At 37.9% G+C, this 18172-nt stretch carries 23 protein-coding genes; 12 read left to right on the top strand and 11 right to left on the bottom strand.

Annotated elements, in window-relative coordinates; genetic code table 11:
- Positions 1-26: 26 nt before the first annotated feature.
- Positions 27-191, bottom strand: coding sequence for a bacteriocin (locus BW964_RS22375; RefSeq protein WP_123911956.1), 165 nt, complete (start codon positions 189-191; stop codon positions 27-29).
- 242 nt (positions 192-433) lie between these two features.
- Here BW964_RS22375 and BW964_RS12700 point away from each other — a divergent pair, with 242 nt between their 5' ends.
- From BW964_RS12700 to BW964_RS12690, 3 genes are all read left to right on the top strand, one after another.
- Positions 434-922 carry a TlpA family protein disulfide reductase gene (locus BW964_RS12700; protein ID WP_076507666.1) on the top strand — a complete coding sequence of 163 codons (489 nt, stop codon included), beginning with the start codon at positions 434-436 and terminating at the stop codon, positions 920-922.
- A 7-nt stretch (positions 923-929) separates the two neighbouring features.
- On the top strand, positions 930-1586 hold the full coding sequence (locus BW964_RS12695; RefSeq protein WP_076507665.1) for a thioredoxin family protein: 657 nt from the start codon (positions 930-932) through the stop codon (positions 1584-1586).
- Between the two features lie 121 nt (positions 1587-1707).
- Positions 1708-2094, top strand: coding sequence for a ribosomal maturation YjgA family protein (locus BW964_RS12690; RefSeq protein ID WP_076507663.1), 387 nt, complete (start codon positions 1708-1710; stop codon positions 2092-2094).
- An 18-nt stretch (positions 2095-2112) separates the two neighbouring features.
- Here the strand turns inward: BW964_RS12690 and BW964_RS12685 are convergent, their stop codons facing one another.
- From BW964_RS12685 to BW964_RS12670, 4 genes are read right to left on the bottom strand one after another with little or no spacing between them, the layout of a single operon-like run.
- Positions 2113-3030 carry a YARHG domain-containing protein gene (locus BW964_RS12685; protein ID WP_076507661.1) on the bottom strand — a complete coding sequence of 306 codons (918 nt, stop codon included), beginning with the start codon at positions 3028-3030 and terminating at the stop codon, positions 2113-2115.
- Positions 3027-3665: a DUF2306 domain-containing protein gene (locus tag BW964_RS12680; RefSeq protein ID WP_185117118.1), complete on the bottom strand. Its 639-nt coding sequence runs from the start codon at positions 3663-3665 to the stop codon at positions 3027-3029. Before BW964_RS12680 ends, BW964_RS12685 begins: the two co-directional genes overlap by 4 nt.
- Before the next feature lies 1 nt (position 3666).
- On the bottom strand, positions 3667-4092 hold the full coding sequence (locus tag BW964_RS12675) for an energy transducer TonB (RefSeq protein WP_076507660.1): 426 nt from the start codon (positions 4090-4092) through the stop codon (positions 3667-3669).
- A gap of 31 nt (positions 4093-4123) precedes the next feature.
- A complete protein-coding gene (locus BW964_RS12670) occupies positions 4124-5326 on the bottom strand; it encodes a BaiN/RdsA family NAD(P)/FAD-dependent oxidoreductase (protein WP_076507658.1) in 1203 nt (400 codons plus the stop codon).
- A 113-nt stretch (positions 5327-5439) separates the two neighbouring features.
- Between BW964_RS12670 and BW964_RS12665 the strand changes: the two genes are divergently transcribed.
- The 6 genes from BW964_RS12665 (at position 5440) to BW964_RS12640 (ending at position 10853) form a co-directional block, all read left to right on the top strand.
- Positions 5440-5934: an acyl-CoA thioesterase gene (locus BW964_RS12665; protein ID WP_076507656.1), complete on the top strand. Its 495-nt coding sequence runs from the start codon at positions 5440-5442 to the stop codon at positions 5932-5934.
- A gap of 75 nt (positions 5935-6009) precedes the next feature.
- Positions 6010-7074 carry a thiamine-phosphate kinase gene (thiL, locus tag BW964_RS12660; protein WP_076507939.1) on the top strand — a complete coding sequence of 355 codons (1065 nt, stop codon included), beginning with the start codon at positions 6010-6012 and terminating at the stop codon, positions 7072-7074.
- 13 nt (positions 7075-7087) lie between these two features.
- On the top strand, positions 7088-7615 hold the full coding sequence (locus tag BW964_RS12655; protein ID WP_123911955.1) for a hypothetical protein: 528 nt from the start codon (positions 7088-7090) through the stop codon (positions 7613-7615).
- Between the two features lie 2 nt (positions 7616-7617).
- On the top strand, positions 7618-8436 hold the full coding sequence (locus tag BW964_RS12650) for a helix-turn-helix domain-containing protein (RefSeq protein WP_076507653.1): 819 nt from the start codon (positions 7618-7620) through the stop codon (positions 8434-8436).
- Positions 8437-8605: 169 nt separating this feature from the next.
- On the top strand, positions 8606-9796 hold the full coding sequence (locus BW964_RS12645; protein ID WP_123911954.1) for a multidrug effflux MFS transporter: 1191 nt from the start codon (positions 8606-8608) through the stop codon (positions 9794-9796).
- Between the two features lie 154 nt (positions 9797-9950).
- Positions 9951-10853: a DUF6268 family outer membrane beta-barrel protein gene (locus BW964_RS12640; RefSeq protein WP_076507649.1), complete on the top strand. Its 903-nt coding sequence runs from the start codon at positions 9951-9953 to the stop codon at positions 10851-10853.
- Positions 10854-11002: 149 nt separating this feature from the next.
- Here BW964_RS12640 and BW964_RS12635 read toward each other — a convergent pair whose 3' ends face one another.
- The 6 genes from BW964_RS12635 to pepT all read right to left on the bottom strand — a co-directional run bounded on the left by BW964_RS12635 (position 11003) and on the right by pepT (position 15831).
- Complete coding sequence (locus BW964_RS12635; RefSeq protein ID WP_076507648.1) at positions 11003-11737, bottom strand: LytR/AlgR family response regulator transcription factor; 735 nt, start codon at positions 11735-11737, stop codon at positions 11003-11005.
- Complete coding sequence (locus BW964_RS12630) at positions 11727-12788, bottom strand: sensor histidine kinase (protein WP_076507646.1); 1062 nt, start codon at positions 12786-12788, stop codon at positions 11727-11729. The genes BW964_RS12635 and BW964_RS12630 overlap by 11 nt, the downstream gene beginning before the upstream one ends.
- A gap of 77 nt (positions 12789-12865) precedes the next feature.
- Complete coding sequence (locus BW964_RS12625) at positions 12866-13462, bottom strand: porin family protein (RefSeq protein ID WP_076507645.1); 597 nt, start codon at positions 13460-13462, stop codon at positions 12866-12868.
- A gap of 150 nt (positions 13463-13612) precedes the next feature.
- Entirely contained in the window at positions 13613-13858 is a 246-nt protein-coding gene (locus BW964_RS22370; RefSeq protein ID WP_123911953.1) for a hypothetical protein, read from the bottom strand.
- A 150-nt stretch (positions 13859-14008) separates the two neighbouring features.
- Positions 14009-14578 carry a hypothetical protein gene (locus BW964_RS12615; RefSeq protein WP_076507642.1) on the bottom strand — a complete coding sequence of 190 codons (570 nt, stop codon included), beginning with the start codon at positions 14576-14578 and terminating at the stop codon, positions 14009-14011.
- Positions 14579-14583: 5 nt separating this feature from the next.
- Positions 14584-15831 (bottom strand): peptidase T, encoded by a 1248-nt coding sequence (gene pepT / locus BW964_RS12610; protein WP_076507640.1) that lies wholly within the window; start codon positions 15829-15831, stop codon positions 14584-14586.
- A gap of 145 nt (positions 15832-15976) precedes the next feature.
- Between pepT and BW964_RS12605 the strand changes: the two genes are divergently transcribed.
- From BW964_RS12605 to cysD, 3 genes are all read left to right on the top strand, one after another.
- A complete protein-coding gene (locus BW964_RS12605; RefSeq protein WP_076507638.1) occupies positions 15977-16393 on the top strand; it encodes an RrF2 family transcriptional regulator in 417 nt (138 codons plus the stop codon).
- 84 nt (positions 16394-16477) lie between these two features.
- The gene (locus BW964_RS12600) at positions 16478-17191 is read left to right on the top strand and encodes a phosphoadenylyl-sulfate reductase (RefSeq protein WP_084175839.1); all 714 of its coding nucleotides are present in this window, start codon (positions 16478-16480) and stop codon (positions 17189-17191) included.
- Between the two features lie 10 nt (positions 17192-17201).
- Positions 17202-18110 carry a sulfate adenylyltransferase subunit CysD gene (cysD, locus tag BW964_RS12595; protein ID WP_076507636.1) on the top strand — a complete coding sequence of 303 codons (909 nt, stop codon included), beginning with the start codon at positions 17202-17204 and terminating at the stop codon, positions 18108-18110.
- The last annotated feature ends 62 nt before the right edge of the window (positions 18111-18172 follow it).

Here is an 18172-nt window from a genome sequence, read left to right as displayed (position 1 = left end):
CATTTTGGATTAATGGTGATCACTATTTAGCAGCACGGTCCATCCTGGATTCCATGTACTCCGTATTGTTCTTCACCTGTTGCAGGATCAAAGCAGCTCACCACCAGTGGGCAAATAGGTCTAGCTCCTCCACTAATTTTCTTAAGCTCTTTTTTAGTCAGCTTTTTAGGCTGAGAATTTGATTTTTTCATAATATTTTGTTTTGATTGTATGCTAATTTACATTTAATTTCTTTTAATTCAATGGGTTGTGATTAAAAAATAGTGTTAAAATTATCATCAGAAAATCAATAAATGCTTTCTTTACTGCATTCTTAGCTATGACAGCATTTGATTTCAGAGAGACTATCAAAAAGATATTTAACTATTTCTCTCTCTTTTGATCCAACCACAAAGCCCATAAGATCATCCCGGATTAATGACTATTTTTGAATATGAAGAATTTATTAATTTTATTAACTGTATTTCTTTGCGTTACAGCTTTTACTGCCCAGCAGACAGAAGTCCCGACCATGAAATACGAAGACCTTGAAAAAGACATTCAGAAGGAGAATGACAAGTTATTGGTAGTCAATTTCTGGGCTACAACCTGTGCACCGTGTGTAAAAGAACTGCCTCATTTTATGGAGATTCATAATAAGTTCAGGGATAATCCAAAATTTAAAATGATCCTGGTTTCATTGGATAGGCTGGTGGATAAAGAAAGAGTCATTAAGTTTATCAAAAATAAAGACCTGACCGCTGAAGTGATTCTGCTGGATGATGTCAAAAGAATGAATACATGGATTCCGAGATTTGAAAAAGACTGGGACGGAAATATTCCTGTAACTATTTTTTATAAGAACGGTGAAAAAGTAGATTTCAATGACGGCGAAATGAGTAAAGAAGCCCTTGAAAAAACAATTATCCATAATTTACAATAAAATAAATATGAAAAATCTGAAAATTTTAATGACGGCATTCATTGCCGGGCTTGGATTGCTAAGCTTTACCTCAGTTGGGCATGAGAAGGAAGGTTCTCAAAAAGTAAATCCGGCTTCAGCAAAAGGCTACGAAGTAGGAGACGCCGCTGCTGATTTTAAGCTAAAAAATATTGACGGAAAAATGGTTTCGTTAAGTGATTTTAAGAGCGCAAAAGGTTTTATAATCGTTTTCACCTGTAATCACTGTCCGTATGCAAAAAAGTATGAGGACAGAATAGTAGAACTTGATAAAAAGTTCAAAGATCAAGGCTATCCGGTGATTGCTGTTAATCCCAATGATCCGAATGTGCAGCCTGAAGACGGCTATAAGCAGATGATTGAACGAGCAAAGGAGAAAGGCTTTACATTTCCATATCTGGTAGATGAAGGACAGAAAATCTATCCTTTGTACGGAGCTACAAAAACCCCTCATGTTTTCGTCCTGCAAAAAGAAAACGGAAAGAATATCGTGAAATATATCGGTGCAATCGATAATAACTACGAAAATCCAAATGATGTTTCTGAATACTATGTTCAGGATGCTGTGAATGCACTCATCAAAGGGGAAGCGATAAAAATGAATAAAACAGTTGCTATTGGATGCACAATCAAAGTAAAGAAGTAATATATTTGCTTCAGAATAATAGGATCGGTATTCTTTGGATACCGATTTTTTATGGCCCGAAATGTAATTTTGCACGATCAATTCAATAAACTTCAGCTCCAGCTAAAACATACCTAAAGAAATGAAACTAGCCTTCAACCTGAAATATCTTCTTCTTACCGTCTTCATTTTTCTTATCGAAGTCCTGATTGCCACAAAACTGGCTGATATCTTTTTTGTAAGAGCTTATCTTGGAGATGTTATCGTCGTTATGCTTCTTTATACTTTTGTGAAAAGCTTTGTCAAGATGAATGATGAAAAGCTTATCCTTGGAATTTTGATTTTTTCCTGCCTGGTAGAATTTGCCCAATACTTTACGGTGGCCGAAAAATTAGGCTTCCGTCCTGGAAGCCTGATGTATATTGTGATTGGAAATTCTTTTTCGTGGATCGATATCCTTTGCTACGCCGCCGGATGTCTTCTGTTGTTTCTGTTTGTAAAACTAAATTCTAAAAAACAGAATAACTGATTCAACTAGACTTACAAACTATCTTCCGAAGCTGTCGTACTTATCTTCTGCATATTTGATGAAACGATTGAGCAAGGCTACATTTTCTTTTTCCATCGGAGAAAGTTCCTTGTCTACATTATTGGAAACAGGAATATACCAATCTGTTTGCTCAAAGAAATACCGGTAGGTTTCCTTTTTGAAAGAATAGCCATGTCTGGCAAAAACAGAATTTTTAATGATCTCAAGATCCAGTTTTCTTAAGTTTTTAAGTTCTTTTTCAGTCAGTTTCTGCTTGGAGGCGTTTATTTTAAAAATAGCATCAGATGCAGCCCTGTTTTTTGAAGTAGTATAGCTTTCTGTTTTTCCGGTTTCTTCATCTTTGTATTTTTCAACAAAGCTTTTAGGATTAGACCAGTCCACAAGGTCTGAGTTTTCATCCAGCATAAAATTCGGATTATAAACAAATTCCTTCTTGGAGAGTTTAATTGTTTTTAAAGGCGCTTTGACGGCGGTTTTATTAAAAGCATTCCATTTTCCGGTGATACTGTCGCCACTTAACTTTATTTCAAACCGGCCGTCAGTTTTGTCGTTTCCGGGTTCATCCAGAACAAAGGATTTCGAACTTTCATTAAAGATGCCTCTGAAAGGACGCTGATTTCCGTTCACAATACTTTGTCCGTAGACACTGTCTTTGGTGATTCTATTGATCTTCAGAGAAATTCTCTTATTGACAAAATCCTCATATTGCTCGCCGTCTTCAGCGGTAATCATTTCCTTACCGGCAAAATCACCCATATAAATTCCGTAGTATTCTTTATGAATTTCGGGAACTATAACAGAGTCTTTTTTTGCGATCACAGAATCCTTTCCTGTGTCATTCATCTTCCCGTCTTTATTGCAGCTCAGTAGCGAAACAGCCAGTAAAGAAGCAAGGGTATAATTTAAAATTTTCATAGATGTTTTTTGGTGATTAAATATTCAATTAAAAGGATATTGGGAATCCAGCCCAGCCATGCAATAATCTGATAGACATCCATAGGATTGGGGTGGAATAAATATACAATAATTACTTTCCAGATACGTAAGGTAAGCGCAGATAAAGTAAGGACAAAGCTTCGCCACATCCAGTGCTTGTGTTCTTTAAATCTTTTCTGTCTTGCAGACTGATAGGCTTTATACGTAGAAAACCACCAGAAAGAGCCTAAAATAACGAATGATATTTTGGAAAGGTAGCCTCCGTTGGCAAAAAATCCCATGTAGATCCCGGAGGGTGCAGCCAGAATCAGAATTAAAAAAATATAGACTTTTCCAATATTCCTGTGAAAGTTTTTCATACTGAAATCCTTTCTGAGAATAGCCAGAAATCCGGAAAGCAATACAAAAATACTGGTGTAGACATGCGTATAGAAAAAAGGAAGATATTCCGGTCTGTCCTGAACTTCCGTTTGCTTGATCATCAGGAAGCTTACATCAGGAGCAAAAGGAATATATTCCAGTGTAATTTTAAGCATTAGCCAAAAGAAGTATCCAAACCCTATGATGATGATGGTTTTAAAGAAAGAAGAAATATTTTTTTTGACTGACAGCACTTTAATTATTCATTGTTAAGGTAAAAGGAACCGAATAATATGAACGGACAGGTACTCCATTGCGTTCTGCCGGTTTCAATTTAGTTTTTAAGGATTTGATTGCCCTTTCTACTTCCTTATTGAAGTCGGGATCATTTCCTGTTACTAGAATATTTTCTATTCTGCCATTGGCTTTAACTGTAATTTTTGCATTCGAAAAGAGGGTTCCTTTTTTCAAATTTATATCCTTTATCCGGGTTAAAGTTATTTTGTCAGCGAGATCTTTTCGAAATTTCATCATTCCTCCGGGATAGGGTTCAAATTTATCGTCTGCAGAATTATACTGATCTGTTGAATGATCTTCTACAGGTTGTGTTTGAGTTTCCTGCGCTTGACAAAAAGCAAATTGCCCTCCTAGGAGTAAAACGAATATTAAGATTTTTTTCATGTTTATAGTGTACAGTAAAAATAATACTTTTTTACAATGTGTTGAGATCCTGTGCAATCAGCCATCCCTCACTCCAGCATGCCTGAAAATTAAAACCGCCCGTTACCGCATCAATATTCAGAACTTCACCGGCAATATAAAAATTAGAAAGAAGTTTTGATGACATATTTTTGAAGTTAATTTCCTTCAAATCAACCCCTCCGGCAGTCACGAATTCGTCTTTAAAAGTTGATTTTCCTGAAACTTTCAGCTTTTTTTTGCACAGATTTTCGAGAATCATCTGCATTTCTTTTCCTGAAATATTGGAGATTTGTTTATTCAGATCAACTTTCGAAACGGATACTATTTTCTGCCAGAACCTGTTGGTGATGTCAAAGATTTTCGCCTGTCCAATTGTTTTCTTAGGATTAGACTGCTTAAAATTCTGGAAGCTTTCCTCCGCTTCATCGATAGACCTGGAAATAAAGTTCACCTCAATCTCAAAATTATACTTTAATTTGGACAGACTTAATGCCTCCCACGCTGATATTTTCAGCACAGCAGGTCCGGAAAGACCCCAATGCGTGATCAGTAAAGGTCCGCTTTCTTCCGTTTTTAGAGATGGAATTGAAATCTCTGCGTTTTCAAAGCTGGTTCCTGGAATATCCTGTAATAACTCATCTTTAATATTGAAGGTAAAAAGGGAAGGAACGAGATCAATAATCTTATGTCCCAGGGTTTCAACTATTTTCAATGATTTTGGAGAACTTCCTGTGGTGTAAACAATATAATCTGCTTCAAAATCTCCCAAACTGGTCCTGACAAGATATTTTTCATCCTGTTTTTCAATCGCTTTTACAGAGCATTTTGTTTTGACCTCCACATTCTTCTTTTGGATTTCATTCAGGAATGTATTGATAATTGTCTGTGAAGAATTGCTTTCAGGAAATGTTCTGTTATCATTTTCAATTTTCAGAGGAACATTGCGTTGGTCGAACCATTCCATTGTGTCTCCGGGCTGAAATTTGGTAAAAACGCTTAATAATTCCTTGTTGCCCCTTGGGTAAAACTGAACCAGTTCTCTTGGGTCAAAGCAGGCATGCGTTACGTTGCAACGTCCGCCGCCTGAAATTTTTACCTTCTGAAGTACATCCGAGTTTTGTTCTAGGATGGTGATGTTGTATTTTTTTTCGTCGAGATTCGATGCACAGAAAAAGCCTGCAGCACCGCCTCCGATAATGATGATCTGTTTCATGTATTGGTAATCCTATGCGGAAGATTATTTTTTCAAAAGTACAATTTTTATAAACCATCTTATTTGAGTAATTTTGAAGAATATAATTTAATCATACTAAAAACGATTTTTAAATGATTTTTTACCATAAATTTGAAGTACGTTGGAGTGATCTTGACGCAAACAAGCACTTAGCCAACTCATCATATGTACAGTACTGTGCCCAGTCCAGAATGGCCTTTATGACCAAAGAAAAAATGGGAGTTACTCAGTTAAGCCGATGGGGAATAGGCCCGGTCATCATGCATGAAAGATATTCGTTCTTCAAAGAGATTTACGCTGACCAAACTGTCATTGTAAGTCTGGAGATAGACGGATGTTCGGAAGACTCATCAATCTACAGATTTGTTCATAAATTTTACACGCCGGACGGCGTACATTGTGCTACTGCGGAAGCTACCGGAGTGTGGATTGACATGATGCTGAGAAAAATGACCACCCCGCCGGACGATGTGGTAGAAGCCATGAACAAATACAAAAGCCCCGAAACCATCGTGATGACGAGAGAAGATTTCAAAAAACTTCCTTTCCGTCCGGATAATGTTGATCCGGCAGAATTCACTCTATAGTCCGAAATTTAAAACAGCAGATCTGATTTTAAATCAGAAATGTATTTTACACAGGACCTTAATACAAAAGAAATTATGTTTGAAGATAAATCACAGGAACTGACCCCCATCTCGAAATTAGGAGAGTTTGGTCTTATAAAGCATTTAACAGAGCATTTTCCTCTATCCAACGAGTCTTCGGAACTTGGAGTAGGAGATGATGCGGCTGTTATTAATCCTGGAAATAAAAAAGTTGTACTGACAACGGATGTCCTTGCAGAAGGTGTTCACTTTAACCTGGGCTATGTTCCTTTAAAACATTTAGGATACAAAGCTGTTGTGGTCAACCTGAGTGATGTAGCAGCAATGAATGCGGTTCCCACACAGATTTTAGTCTCGCTGGCTGTTTCCAACCGTTTTCCGGTGGAAGCTCTTGAAGAAATTTATTCAGGAATCCAGGCAGCATGTGCAAGGTATAAGGTGGATCTGATAGGAGGTGATACCACAAGTTCCAATGCAGGACTTGTCATGAGTATTACTGCTGTTGGAATGGAAAGCGATGAGAATATTGTAAAAAGAAGCGGAGCAAAGCCTAATGACCTTCTGGTGGTAACCGGAGATCTTGGCGGTGCCTATATGGGACTTCAGATTCTTGAAAGAGAACACGCGGTTTTCCTTGCTGACCCCAATATGCAGCCGGAGATGGAAGGGTATGACTATATCCTGGAAAGACAGCTTAAACCTGAAGCGAGAACGGATGTTAAAGCCATTTTGGAAGAACTGGATATCATGCCAACCTCAATGATCGATATTTCTGATGGTTTAGCCTCTGAAATCCTGCATCTTTCTGATCAGTCTAAAACAGGTTTCAGACTTTATGAAGAGAAGATTCCAATGGATAATCTGACCATTTCCACAGCAGATGAGATGAACCTTAATCCGGTAATGACTGCGCTGAGCGGTGGTGAAGATTATGAGCTGCTGTTCACTATTTCTCCCAATGATTTTGATAAAATTAAAAACCATCCTGATTTTACCATTATCGGTCATGCAGTAGAAAGTGCAGAAGGGAATCACATGGTAGCAAGAGGATCCAATCAATTGGTTCCGCTTACCGCACAAGGTTGGGATGCTTTTTTAGGCAACCAGCAAAATGGATAAATTATAATTAATTTTGAATATTGTAGAAAACCGCAGCACTTTTTGCTGTGGTTTTTGTTTATTGGATGAGATGGAAATTCTTAAAAAAATAGAAATGAAATATGTAAGATGGATCATACTATTTATTGTTTTTATCGGCTTGGTACTGTATGTAACGAATGAAGAGACAAAAGAATATGATAAACAAAATCAAGCTTTAAAAAACGGAGTTGTGTTTGAGGGATTGATTACAGGCATAAAGAAATCAAATAATCATAGTTTTGGCGTGTTGACTTTAAGTGTTTTTAAATCAAATTTTAAGGAGTTTTCAGAAGAGTTGAAAGAGGGAATGTATCCTTACCAGATTAAAGATAAAAAGGCTGAAATTTATCTGCCCATCTATATGGAAAGACAGATTGGAGATCATGTACAGTTAATATCAGACAGGCAAATTATTTATTATAAAGGGAAAAATACCGAAGACAAGGGAGAAGTTTATATTATTACAGACCCTTCAGATATAGATTTTGTTAAAAAAAATTCAATATTTAATAATCATTGAAAATGAATTCATCAGAAAAAAACATTCCCGTCCACCATCTCACTTCTGAACAATTTCAGCTGATGACCCTTGACACAGGACATCCGGAAAATTTTAATGATGTTCACAGGCATAATTTCTTTGAGATCATCTGGTTCAGTCATGTAAAGGAGAACAGCCGTTTAGAACTGGATTTTGAACATCATATTCTCAAAAACAATCAGATCTGCATCATTGCACCGGGACAAGTATTTAATATGAAACTGAGAGGCGAAAAAGGTTATGTAATGGCCATCAGCAGGGAAATATTTAAAGAAGCTTGTGACATCGAAACAATTCTTACCGGAGGGAGCTGTCCTTTTTCTTTAGATCCTCAAAGTGCAGAAATCTGCAATACCATTATCAGGCTTATGGAAGGGGAATATACTGGTTCATCAAGGATCGATTTATTAAAAACTTATCTCAGAGCATTTTGTATCATTATTACGGAACAGATCAATCTGCAGGATCCTTCAATCAATGACAGACAGCGCATCCAAAAGTTGGTAAGCTTAATCGAAGAACATTATACCGTTCAGAGAGACACCCGTTTCTATGCAGATGAAATAAAAGTAAGCACCCATCATCTCAATGATATGGTCCGTCTTTCAAGAGGGACGACGGTGAAAAAGATGATTGCCCAGAGACTTCTGCTGGAAGCTAAAAGAGAACTTCGCTTTGGTGCTTTAACCATTAAAGAAATTGCTTTTAAACTGGGATTTAGCGACGCTTCTTATTTCTCGCGTTTTTTCAAAAAACAGACTGGTCAGAATCCGGAAGGATTTAAAGAGCGAAAAGTATAATCTTCAGAAAGTTCTTTTAAAATAGTGATTTTTACGAAAAATCATTGATGATAATCCTCAGTTTGTGCTGGTATTCCTTCAGTTCCTGTATTGAAAAGCTTTGTTTTTTAGAAGAATTTTGCAGACAGAAAATCCTTGTTACGGATTCTCTAATGACACCCCTTTTTTTATGAGAAATTTAAGTATCGTCGTGTTTATTCTGGCACTGCTCAACACCCTGGAATCACTGAGTATAGACCTTTATTTGCCTGCTTTTCCAAGCATGGCGCAGATTTTTCAAACCGATATCGGGCATATTCAGATTTCAATTTCTGTATTTTTTGCAGGATTTGCTTTTGGACAGTTATTTTGGGGACCTTTGTCTGATAAAACCGGACGTAAACCCATGTTGTACTGCGGACTTTTCCTTTTCATTATAGGTGCTACAGCTATATTTTTTACAGAAAATATTTATGTGCTTTGGGCCATGCGTTTCCTGCAGGCATTTGGCGGGAGTGCGGGCATTGTAATCGGAAGAGCCATCGTTATTGATCTTTACGACAGACAAAAATCAGTAGCCATTTTTTCCCAGCAATCTCAGATCAGTGGAATAGCTCCGATTGTAGCTCCGCTTTTAGGAAGTGTATTTCTCAAATTCTGGGGATGGAACAGTTCGTTTGCTTTTTTGAGTGTAATGGGCCTTTTAACTTTGCTAATGGTATATAAATACGTTCCCGAAACCAATTCAAGAACGGCTGTTTCCGAGCATACAGATGATGAAAAAGGATTGAAACATCATCTGAAAACCATCATCTCTAATAAAGAATTTATCAACAGTACAATGATCGGAAGTATTGCCTTCGCTTCCCTGATTATTTATATTTCTAATGCTCCGTTTTTATTTATGAAACTTCATGGATTTTCCAGTGGCACTTTCAGCCTGATATTTGGTTTTAATTCATTAGCCTTAATAACCGCAGCGTATATTACACCTAAATTAATAAAGAAAATAAGCGACACAAAGCTTTTATTAGCAGCCACTGTTATATTGCTAATCGTTTGCGGTCTTCATATTCTGATTGCTGCAGGGAATCTTTCTATAGCATTGGAAATTATGATGTTATATTTATCATTGCTCGCTATTGGAATTCTCTTTCCTATTACTTCTGCTCATGCTTTGTCACCTTTCAAAGAAGGAAGGGGAACTGCCGCGGCAGTAATGGGATTTATGCAGCTGATGGTTACTTTTTTGCTTTCAGGGCTCGCCGGTTTTTTAGAAGCAGATTCCATTATGCCGATGGTTATTATCCGGGCGAGCATTGCATTGTTTGCAGTTGGTTTTGCTTACCTTTCATTTAAGAATAAAAAAGCTTTTGTATAAGTGAACATTAAAGGGGTGGTTTAGTTTAAAACAGAAGATTATTCTATTAATATAATCATGTCATTCTCCCGCTTGGTCATACCATCCCGACACTTAATCAAGTAATTTTTGTCAACCACCTTCAAAAGGATCTCTTTGCATAAAAATTTAAATTATGAAGAGAAATCTTTTGGCGGCCGTTTGTAGTTTGCTCGGATACTACGGTAGTGCACAGTCCGGAATATCCGGAGAGCTTAAAACGGAATATATTCCTTTTTCCAGCTACATACGCCCGGAAGACAGTGTAAAAACAAATTCCAAAAGCAGTTTTAAAAGAGCAGATCTTAACCTCAGCATTCCCTTGTCAATCAAAAAAGACAGCAGCGGAAGAATAAAAGCATGGTCCCTCATGCTTAGCGGATCTTATGCAAAAATGACCCATAAAGACTATGAAAAACAGCTTTTTCCGGACCAGATGCTGAACGCTCAGGTTGGAATCCAGCATATGAGGCCTTTAGGAAAAAAATGGAGCATGATGATGACAGCGGCAGTAGGGGTTTACACAGATCTTGACCCAATAAATTCCGATGATATTCTAGGCCAGGGTGGAGTTTTGTTTATCAGACATTTTAATCCTAATCTGGCTCTAGGAGGTGGCCCCGTACTGACGACTGCTTTCGGGGTGCCAATGATCCTGCCATGGATTTATTTCGACTGGAAAACCAAGGGTAAAATTAAATTTAATATCAACTTCCCGGAAGGAATGGAAGCAGGATACCTGTTTTCAGATAAATTCGCTCTGAAGGCGGTAGTCAACCTCAGCGGTATGACCGTAGAAAGAAATAAAGACGGAAAATCCATGTTACTCGGTTATCAGCAGATCACGGCGGGAATAAGACCGGAACTAAAGTTAAATGATAAACTCAGCCTTCGCCTAACAGGGGGAACAGCCCTGCTGAGAAGTTTCAGTGAGAATGACAGAAAAATTAGCAGCATTTTCAAAGACAAGAAAATAGCAGATCCTAAATTTGCCAGTACGTTTTATGCAGCAGTATCTTTGAGGTGGAACCTGCCTTAGGGGATCAAGAGGGAAGGTGGAAGTGACTGTCCGACAATTATTTGCTTTTAGTCTGTTGATTATCAGAATTCTTGTACATTCAAATGAAAAAGACAGTTATTTAATTTTCGACAGCAATAACTGCGCTCTTCCAGCTTCCCTCTTCCTTTTTATTTACTAATAAGCTTCTTATACACCACCTGATTGAGCAATTCCTCCTTTCGGGTACGGGAAATAGGAAGCTCAGTTTTATTAATGAAAAGACGTCCGCCGGAGATCATATCGATATGGATAATATTAATCAGGAAAGACTTGTGGATCCTGAAAAAATGCTCGGAGGGCAGGGACTCTTCAATAGCCTTCATCGTTTGATGGATCACCAGAGATTTATCTTTAAAATGGAGTTTTGTATAGTTCTGCATACTTTCAATATATAAAATATCTACCCAGGACACTTTGATAAAACTGTCAGATTGCCTTACATACAGAAAGGGATCATCGAAGGGAGAATTTTTCTTCATCTTTTCAGACACAATAAACTGCTGCTGCGCCTTATTGACCGCCTGATAAAAGCGATTAAAAGCAATAGGTTTCAGAAGATAATCTACAACCTGAAGACGGTAACCTTCCAAAGCATATTCGGAATACGCGGTTGTAAGAATGCTTAAAGGTGGATTTTCAAGCTGTTCCAGAAACTCAAGGCCAGTTAAATACGGCATATTGATGTCCAGAAAAAGAAGATCAATTTCCTTCTCCTTGACTATTGTACCCGCTTCCAATGCTGTTGCGCAAGTATCTTCAACCGATAAAAAGTCGATCTGATCGGCTAATTCTTTAAGATGAAATCTGGCCAAAGGCTCATCATCTATAATTAAGCATTTCATTTTGGGAATATTACTGCTCATTATTGTCGGATAATTGGAAGGTTAAAGTGACTTTATATACATTATGGTCTGCCTCGATGGTAAGCTCATGAGCATTCGGATACTGTAATTTTAAACGTTTTTGTACATTTTGAAGCCCGATTCCACCAGCGCCTTCTTTCTTTTTGTAGGTAGCCAATTCTGAATAGCAGTTTTCGACATAAAAGAATAGAAAATGGTCTTTTTCCATACAGGAAATCTTTACATAACCCTTGTGTCCGGGTAATCTGCAGACATACTTGAAGGCATTTTCAATGAAAGGAACCAGCAGGAGAGGAGCAATCGATAATCTTTTATTTCCTATATTCCAATCTGCACTCACCTCAAGCTCATTGCCCCATCGTAATTTCTCCACTTCCACAAGGTTCTGAAGATGATCAATGTCCTGACCGAGCGGAACAAGATTTTGACTGCAATGATAAAGCTGATATCGTAAAATATCAGAAAATTTGAGCAGCAGATAATCCGCAAGTTGGGTATCTGTTTTCATCAGAATATGAATGTGATTCAGAATATTGAAAACCACATGAGGGTTGATCTGATCTTGCAGTAATTTAAGCTGGTTTTCCAGATGAGCCTGTTGCAGCAGGATATGATCCCGTTCTATTCTTCCGTGTTCCTGATAAAATTTGATTCCACAGGCAGATCCGTTGATAAGAAAAGACGCAGGAAGAGCAAGGTAGAACCCTTTCCATAAAAAAGGAAGATGATTAACAAAATCGTGAGGAAGCTCGTTCTTGGAGTTGACTTCGATATAAGTGAAGATCAAAGAATAGATAAAACTCAGTAAAAGAATAACGCCTGTTGCCTGAATAAGAAATAATTTCATCTTTTTTGCCCGCAAAGCACGAGGAAGGAGTCTCGTCGTAAGAAAATGAGTGAAAATAAAAGAAGCAATGACAAGAGTAATGGTTTGGAATACAGCTGAAGGTTTATCAGAATTAGCCTGAAAGTTGATGTACACCGCTGCTGCAAAAACAAGCCAGAAAAGACCAACAAAAATATATTCTCTTAAAATAAATGGTTTTGTCATGAAGAAGAGTAAGGTAATTTATAAAAAATTAGAAACTGCAGGTCGCAGTTTCTAACACGTAAAGATAATTTAAGTTTTTAGAATAAGAAATATCCAATCCCCAACGTAAAGCTGTGTGGTTTAGATTTAAATTCCTTGCTGATGCTTGAAAGTCCCGTTTCATACCTTAGGTCTGCCGTGAAATTTTTATAGTCTATACCCACACCTCCCGTGATTCCGATATTGGATTTGTCAAAGGTTTTAAAACCTTCCTGCAATGCTCTGGAAGTTGATAAATTGTTCTTGAATGCATAGCTGTATACACCCCCTGCGAACGCTCTTACATTAAAATCCTTCGTGTTAACGAATTTATACCCAACCACTACCGGAATATCCACAGAAGTCCAGCTTAATTTTGTTGAGGTACCTTCATGAGTCTCAAAAGTAGTCTTCCTTTTGTTCAGTAATGCTTCTCCTTGTACATAAAGACTTCCGAAATCCATTCTGGTCATGATTCCCCCCTGATAACCCAGGCCGTATTTCCCTTCCAATGTTGAAGATTCTGTTGAGGTTTTTGTAAAATTGGCACCCCCTTTTATCCCGATATGGAAAACCCGGGTTTGCTGTGCGTTGGTTTCCACTGAACAGGTGATACATAATAAAAGTGAGCTGAATGCTAAAAACTGCTGTTTCATAAATTGCTTTTAATAATTTCATGCAAAACAACAACGATCAGAAGCCGGATAAAACTTTATTTGATGAACAGCACAGATGCTTTGACGAGGATCTCCTTCCAGCTGAAAAGCGAAAAAAAATCGGAAAAGGGTACTTCCGATGAATGTCTTTTAAAAAGGCTGCTCCTCACAAATAGAAGGTGGATTGCATCCGCCACCGCCAGGATTTCCACCGCCGCCACCTGCGGAAACACATCTTCCCGGATTCCCGTCATCATCCATCTCACAAGCCCTTCCAAATGCACATTCACAATCCGTCCAGCAGTAAGCAGAGTCGCCATTCATATGGCAACCATTGATACCAGCCCCAAGGATCGTAGAGAGGTCCTTTCTTAATAGTTTTTTTATTTTTCCCATAATAAATTAATTTTTTAAGTTAATGATTTGATTTATAAGTAAATATAATCAAAAAAAATAAACGCTTTTCATTAGTAGGAGAAATAATAAATAAAAATTCTCTGCAAAACAAAATAAAAAACCCACTGCTGAAGCAATGGGCTGAACTATTTATTTACTGAAATTCAATTGTAAAGGAAGGTTGACCACAGAGAGAACAGGTCGGCCGTTCGATTCTGCAGGTTTCCATTTGCCCTTGTCCCTGATCCGGTAAAAAGCGGCCTCTATAAATGCATTCACATCTTCATTGTTACCCTTTACCTTCACATGAGAAGCATTGCCCTTGGAATCTAAAATAAATTTTAAATTGATCTTATAGGGATTAACTGCAAAATTCAGGAAAGTAAGATCCACCGCTTCGTTTAAAAGTTTCTGGAATGAAGCTTTTCCGGTTTCATACTCTGCTTCCTTTGTGATTTTAGGTGCCACAGGAGGTGGAACATCCGTTATCATTTTCTTTTCTTCCTCTGAAATTTTATCTAACGCATTTTTATAGGCGGATATTTTTTCTTCAGTGAGAAGCCACTCCTGTTTAGTCCTTTCATCATTAGGCTTCGGATATTTCCTGTACAGTGACTTTATTTTTCTTTCATAGCGGGAATCGGCTTTCTGGAATTCAGATACCTGAGCGCTGCTGAAAGAAAAAATCAAAATAAATGCTAATGCTGAAAGTTTTTTCATCAGAACTAAGCTTTTACAATATTAAGGATCACTTCAACTGCTTTTTCCATGCTTTCCAGCGCTACATATTCATAAGGTCCATGGAAATTCATTCCTCCTGCAAAAATATTAGGACATGGAAGTCCCATATAAGATAGCTGAGCGCCATCCGTTCCTCCTCTGATAGCTTTGATTTTCGGTTCAATATTGGCCTCTTTCATCGCTTTTGCCGCAAGATCAATGATGTGCATTTTTCCTTCAAACTGCTGCTTCATATTTCTGTATTGCTCCTTAATCTCCACTTCCGCAGTACCTTCCCCATGTTTTTGGTTGAATTCAGCGACTTTTTCCTCCATGAATTTCTTTCTCGCTTCATACTTTTCTTCATCATGATCACGAATGATGTATTGAAGCTTAGCCTCAGAAATATCAGCCGTAATATCCATTAAATGATAAAATCCATCGAAACCTTTAGTTGTGGCCGGAGTTTCATTCGCTGGAAGCATTTGGATGAATTCAGCGGCTAAAAGACCCGCATTGACCATTTTTCCGTAAGCATAACCCGGGTGAACACTCAATCCGTGGATTTTTACCACTGCTCCAGCTGCATTAAAGTTCTCGTATTCCAATTCTCCAACTTCACTGCCATCCATGGTATACGCCCATTCTGCACCGAATTTAGCTACATCAAATTTATGAGCACCTCTTCCGATTTCTTCATCCGGCGTAAATCCTACAGCAATTCTTCCGTGCTTGATTTCCGGGTGGGCAATAAGATATTCAGCAGCCGTTACAATTTCTGCACATCCTGCTTTATCATCGGCTCCAAGAAGGGTATTTCCGTCTGTAGTAATCAGCGTTTGCCCGATATATTGTTTTAAACTTTCAAATTTTGAAGAAGATAGGGTAAATCCTGTCGTTTCATTTAAAACAAGATCACCTCCGTCATAGTTTTCCCAAATCTGCGGTTTTACATTTTCCCCGCTAAAATCAGGAGAAGTATCATAATGCGAAATAAAACCTATGGTTGGCCTCTTATCATTTTCTACATTAGAAGGAACATATCCCATAATATAACCATGTTCATCAATGGAAACATTTTCTAAACCAATCGTTTTCAGTTCCTCGGCAATATGGTTGGCGATATCCCACTGTCTTGGAGTAGAAGGGGTTGCTTCGCTTTCAGCATCACTGGTTGAATATATTTTTACATACGTAAGAAAACGGTTCAGTAATTTCTCTTTCCACAATGGGTTGAATTCTATTATACTCATCGATCATAAATTTCCAACAAATATACAATGTAAATTTTCAAATCTGGGCTTTAAAGGATATTTTCAAACGGTAACTTAGATTCATTTTTTTAATCTGGAGCTGCAATTTCGTTAATCAAATAAATTATCATAACTTGCATCAATTATGATGTCCAAACGTTGCAAATACGCTCTGAAAGCAATGGTTAGGTTGGCAAGAAATTACAATCAGGGATTTTTGTCAACAGCGATTATTGCACAGGATGAGAATATTTCCAAAAAATTTTTAGAACAGATTCTTCTTGAACTGAAAAGAGCCAAGTTGGTCAACAGTAAGCAGGGAACCGCCGGAGGATATTATCTCCTGAAGTCTCCTGATGAAGTTTCATTGGCGGATATCTACCGTATTTTCGAAGGCCCTATTGCTTTAACTCCCTGTATCTCTCTGAATTTTTATGAAGCCTGTGACGACTGTGTAGATGAGGCGACCTGTTATCTCAGAAATGAATTGATAATTGTGAGAGAAAAAACAAGAAAAAGCATGATGGAAGCCACTCTTACTTCCTTTATAAAAAACAGCTGAAATTTTTTTTAATTTTTATATCCTACTAATTTGGTAGGATAAATAGGATTTATATATATTTGCAGGAGTTAATTTCAATTACAAATGGAAAATACCCTGAAAATAGAATTCGATAAATTGCTTGAAAACGCCTCTGAAGGCGCTTTAAGTGATGGGTTTTTAGAAATTCTTGCCAACAGGTTCCCTGGTGAAGTCATCTTTTCTACAAGCTTCAGTTATGAAGATCAGGTCGTGACTCATCTTATCAAAAACCTGAATATTGATATTTTCACCCTCGATACAGGAAGGCTTTTTGAGCAAACCTATGAAACCTGGACTTCCTCCAGAGCATTCTTTAAAAAAAATATAAAAGCATACTATCCGGATCCGGAATCACTGCAGCAATTTGTTTCAGAAAACGGACCCGATTCCTTTTATCAATCCGTAGAACAAAGAAAAGCCTGCTGCAATATCCGAAAAGTCATTCCTTTGAAAAAAGCACTTCAGGGATACAAGGTGTGGATCACGGGTTTAAGGTCTGAACATTCGGCGGGCAGAAAAGAAATGCCACAGCTGGAATGGGACGCTGATCATCAGATTATCAAATTTCATCCCATCCTTCACTGGAGCACAGAACAGGTGACAGAGTATGTCAAAACACATCATCTTCCTTATAATCAACTTCACAAAAAAGGATTTGTAAGCATCGGATGCGAGCCCTGTACAAGAGCAATTAAAGAAGGCGAAGATTTCAGAGCCGGCCGATGGTGGTGGGAAGATGCCGATAAGAAAGAATGCGGCTTACATGTTCATCAATAAAAAATAAAATATGTCATTATATCATTTAAACTATTTAGATCAGTTAGAAGCTGAATCCATCTATATTTTACGGGAAGTGGCAGGACAGTTTGAACGTCCGGCTTTACTATTCAGTGGGGGAAAAGACAGTATTGTACTGGCACATCTGGCCGCAAAAGCATTTCCTTATGGAAAAATTCCCTTCAAGTTTGTTCATGTGGATACCGGACACAACTTTCCGGAAGTTTTAAGCTTCAGAGATCAGCTTGCTGCCGAATTGGATGTAGATCTTGTGGTAAGAAAAGTGGAAGATACCATTAACAAAAAAAAACTGACAGAGCCTAAAGGGAAATTTCCAAGCCGGAACTGGCTGCAGACCTTTACTCTTCTTGACACGATTGAAGAATTCGAGTTTGATGCCTGCATCGGAGGGGCTAGAAGAGATGAAGAAAAAGCCCGTGCAAAAGAAAGAATATTCTCTGTTCGTGATGAATTCGGACAATGGGATCCCAAACTTCAGCGGCCGGAGCTGTGGAATATCTTTAATGGAAAAATTCATAAAGGAGAAAACGTAAGAGTATTCCCCATTAGCAACTGGACAGAACTTGATGTCTGGAACTATATCCGTCGGGAAAATATTGCATTGCCTTCCATTTACTTTTCGCACGAAAGAGAAGTGGTAGACCTCAACGGACAGTGGATCGCCAATTCTGAACACGCTGCACTGGAAGAAGATGATATCGTCACCATAAAAAAAATAAGATATCGGACCGTAGGAGATATGACCTGCACGGCGGCCGTAGAATCAGAAGCCGCCACAGTGGATAGAGTGATTGAAGAAATTGTGGCCACCAGAATATCAGAAAGAGGAGAAACCAGAATTGATGACAGGGTAACCGAAGCCGCTATGGAAGACCGTAAAAAAGGAGGTTACTTTTAATAGGTAATGAGCAGTGAGTAATAATACAATGTGCAAAATATCAATAGTAAATAAATTACTCA

Source organism: Chryseobacterium shigense, from assembly GCF_900156575.1.
GTDB lineage: Bacteria > Bacteroidota > Bacteroidia > Flavobacteriales > Weeksellaceae > Chryseobacterium > Chryseobacterium shigense.
This window is presented reverse-complemented; position numbering and strand designations above follow the sequence as displayed.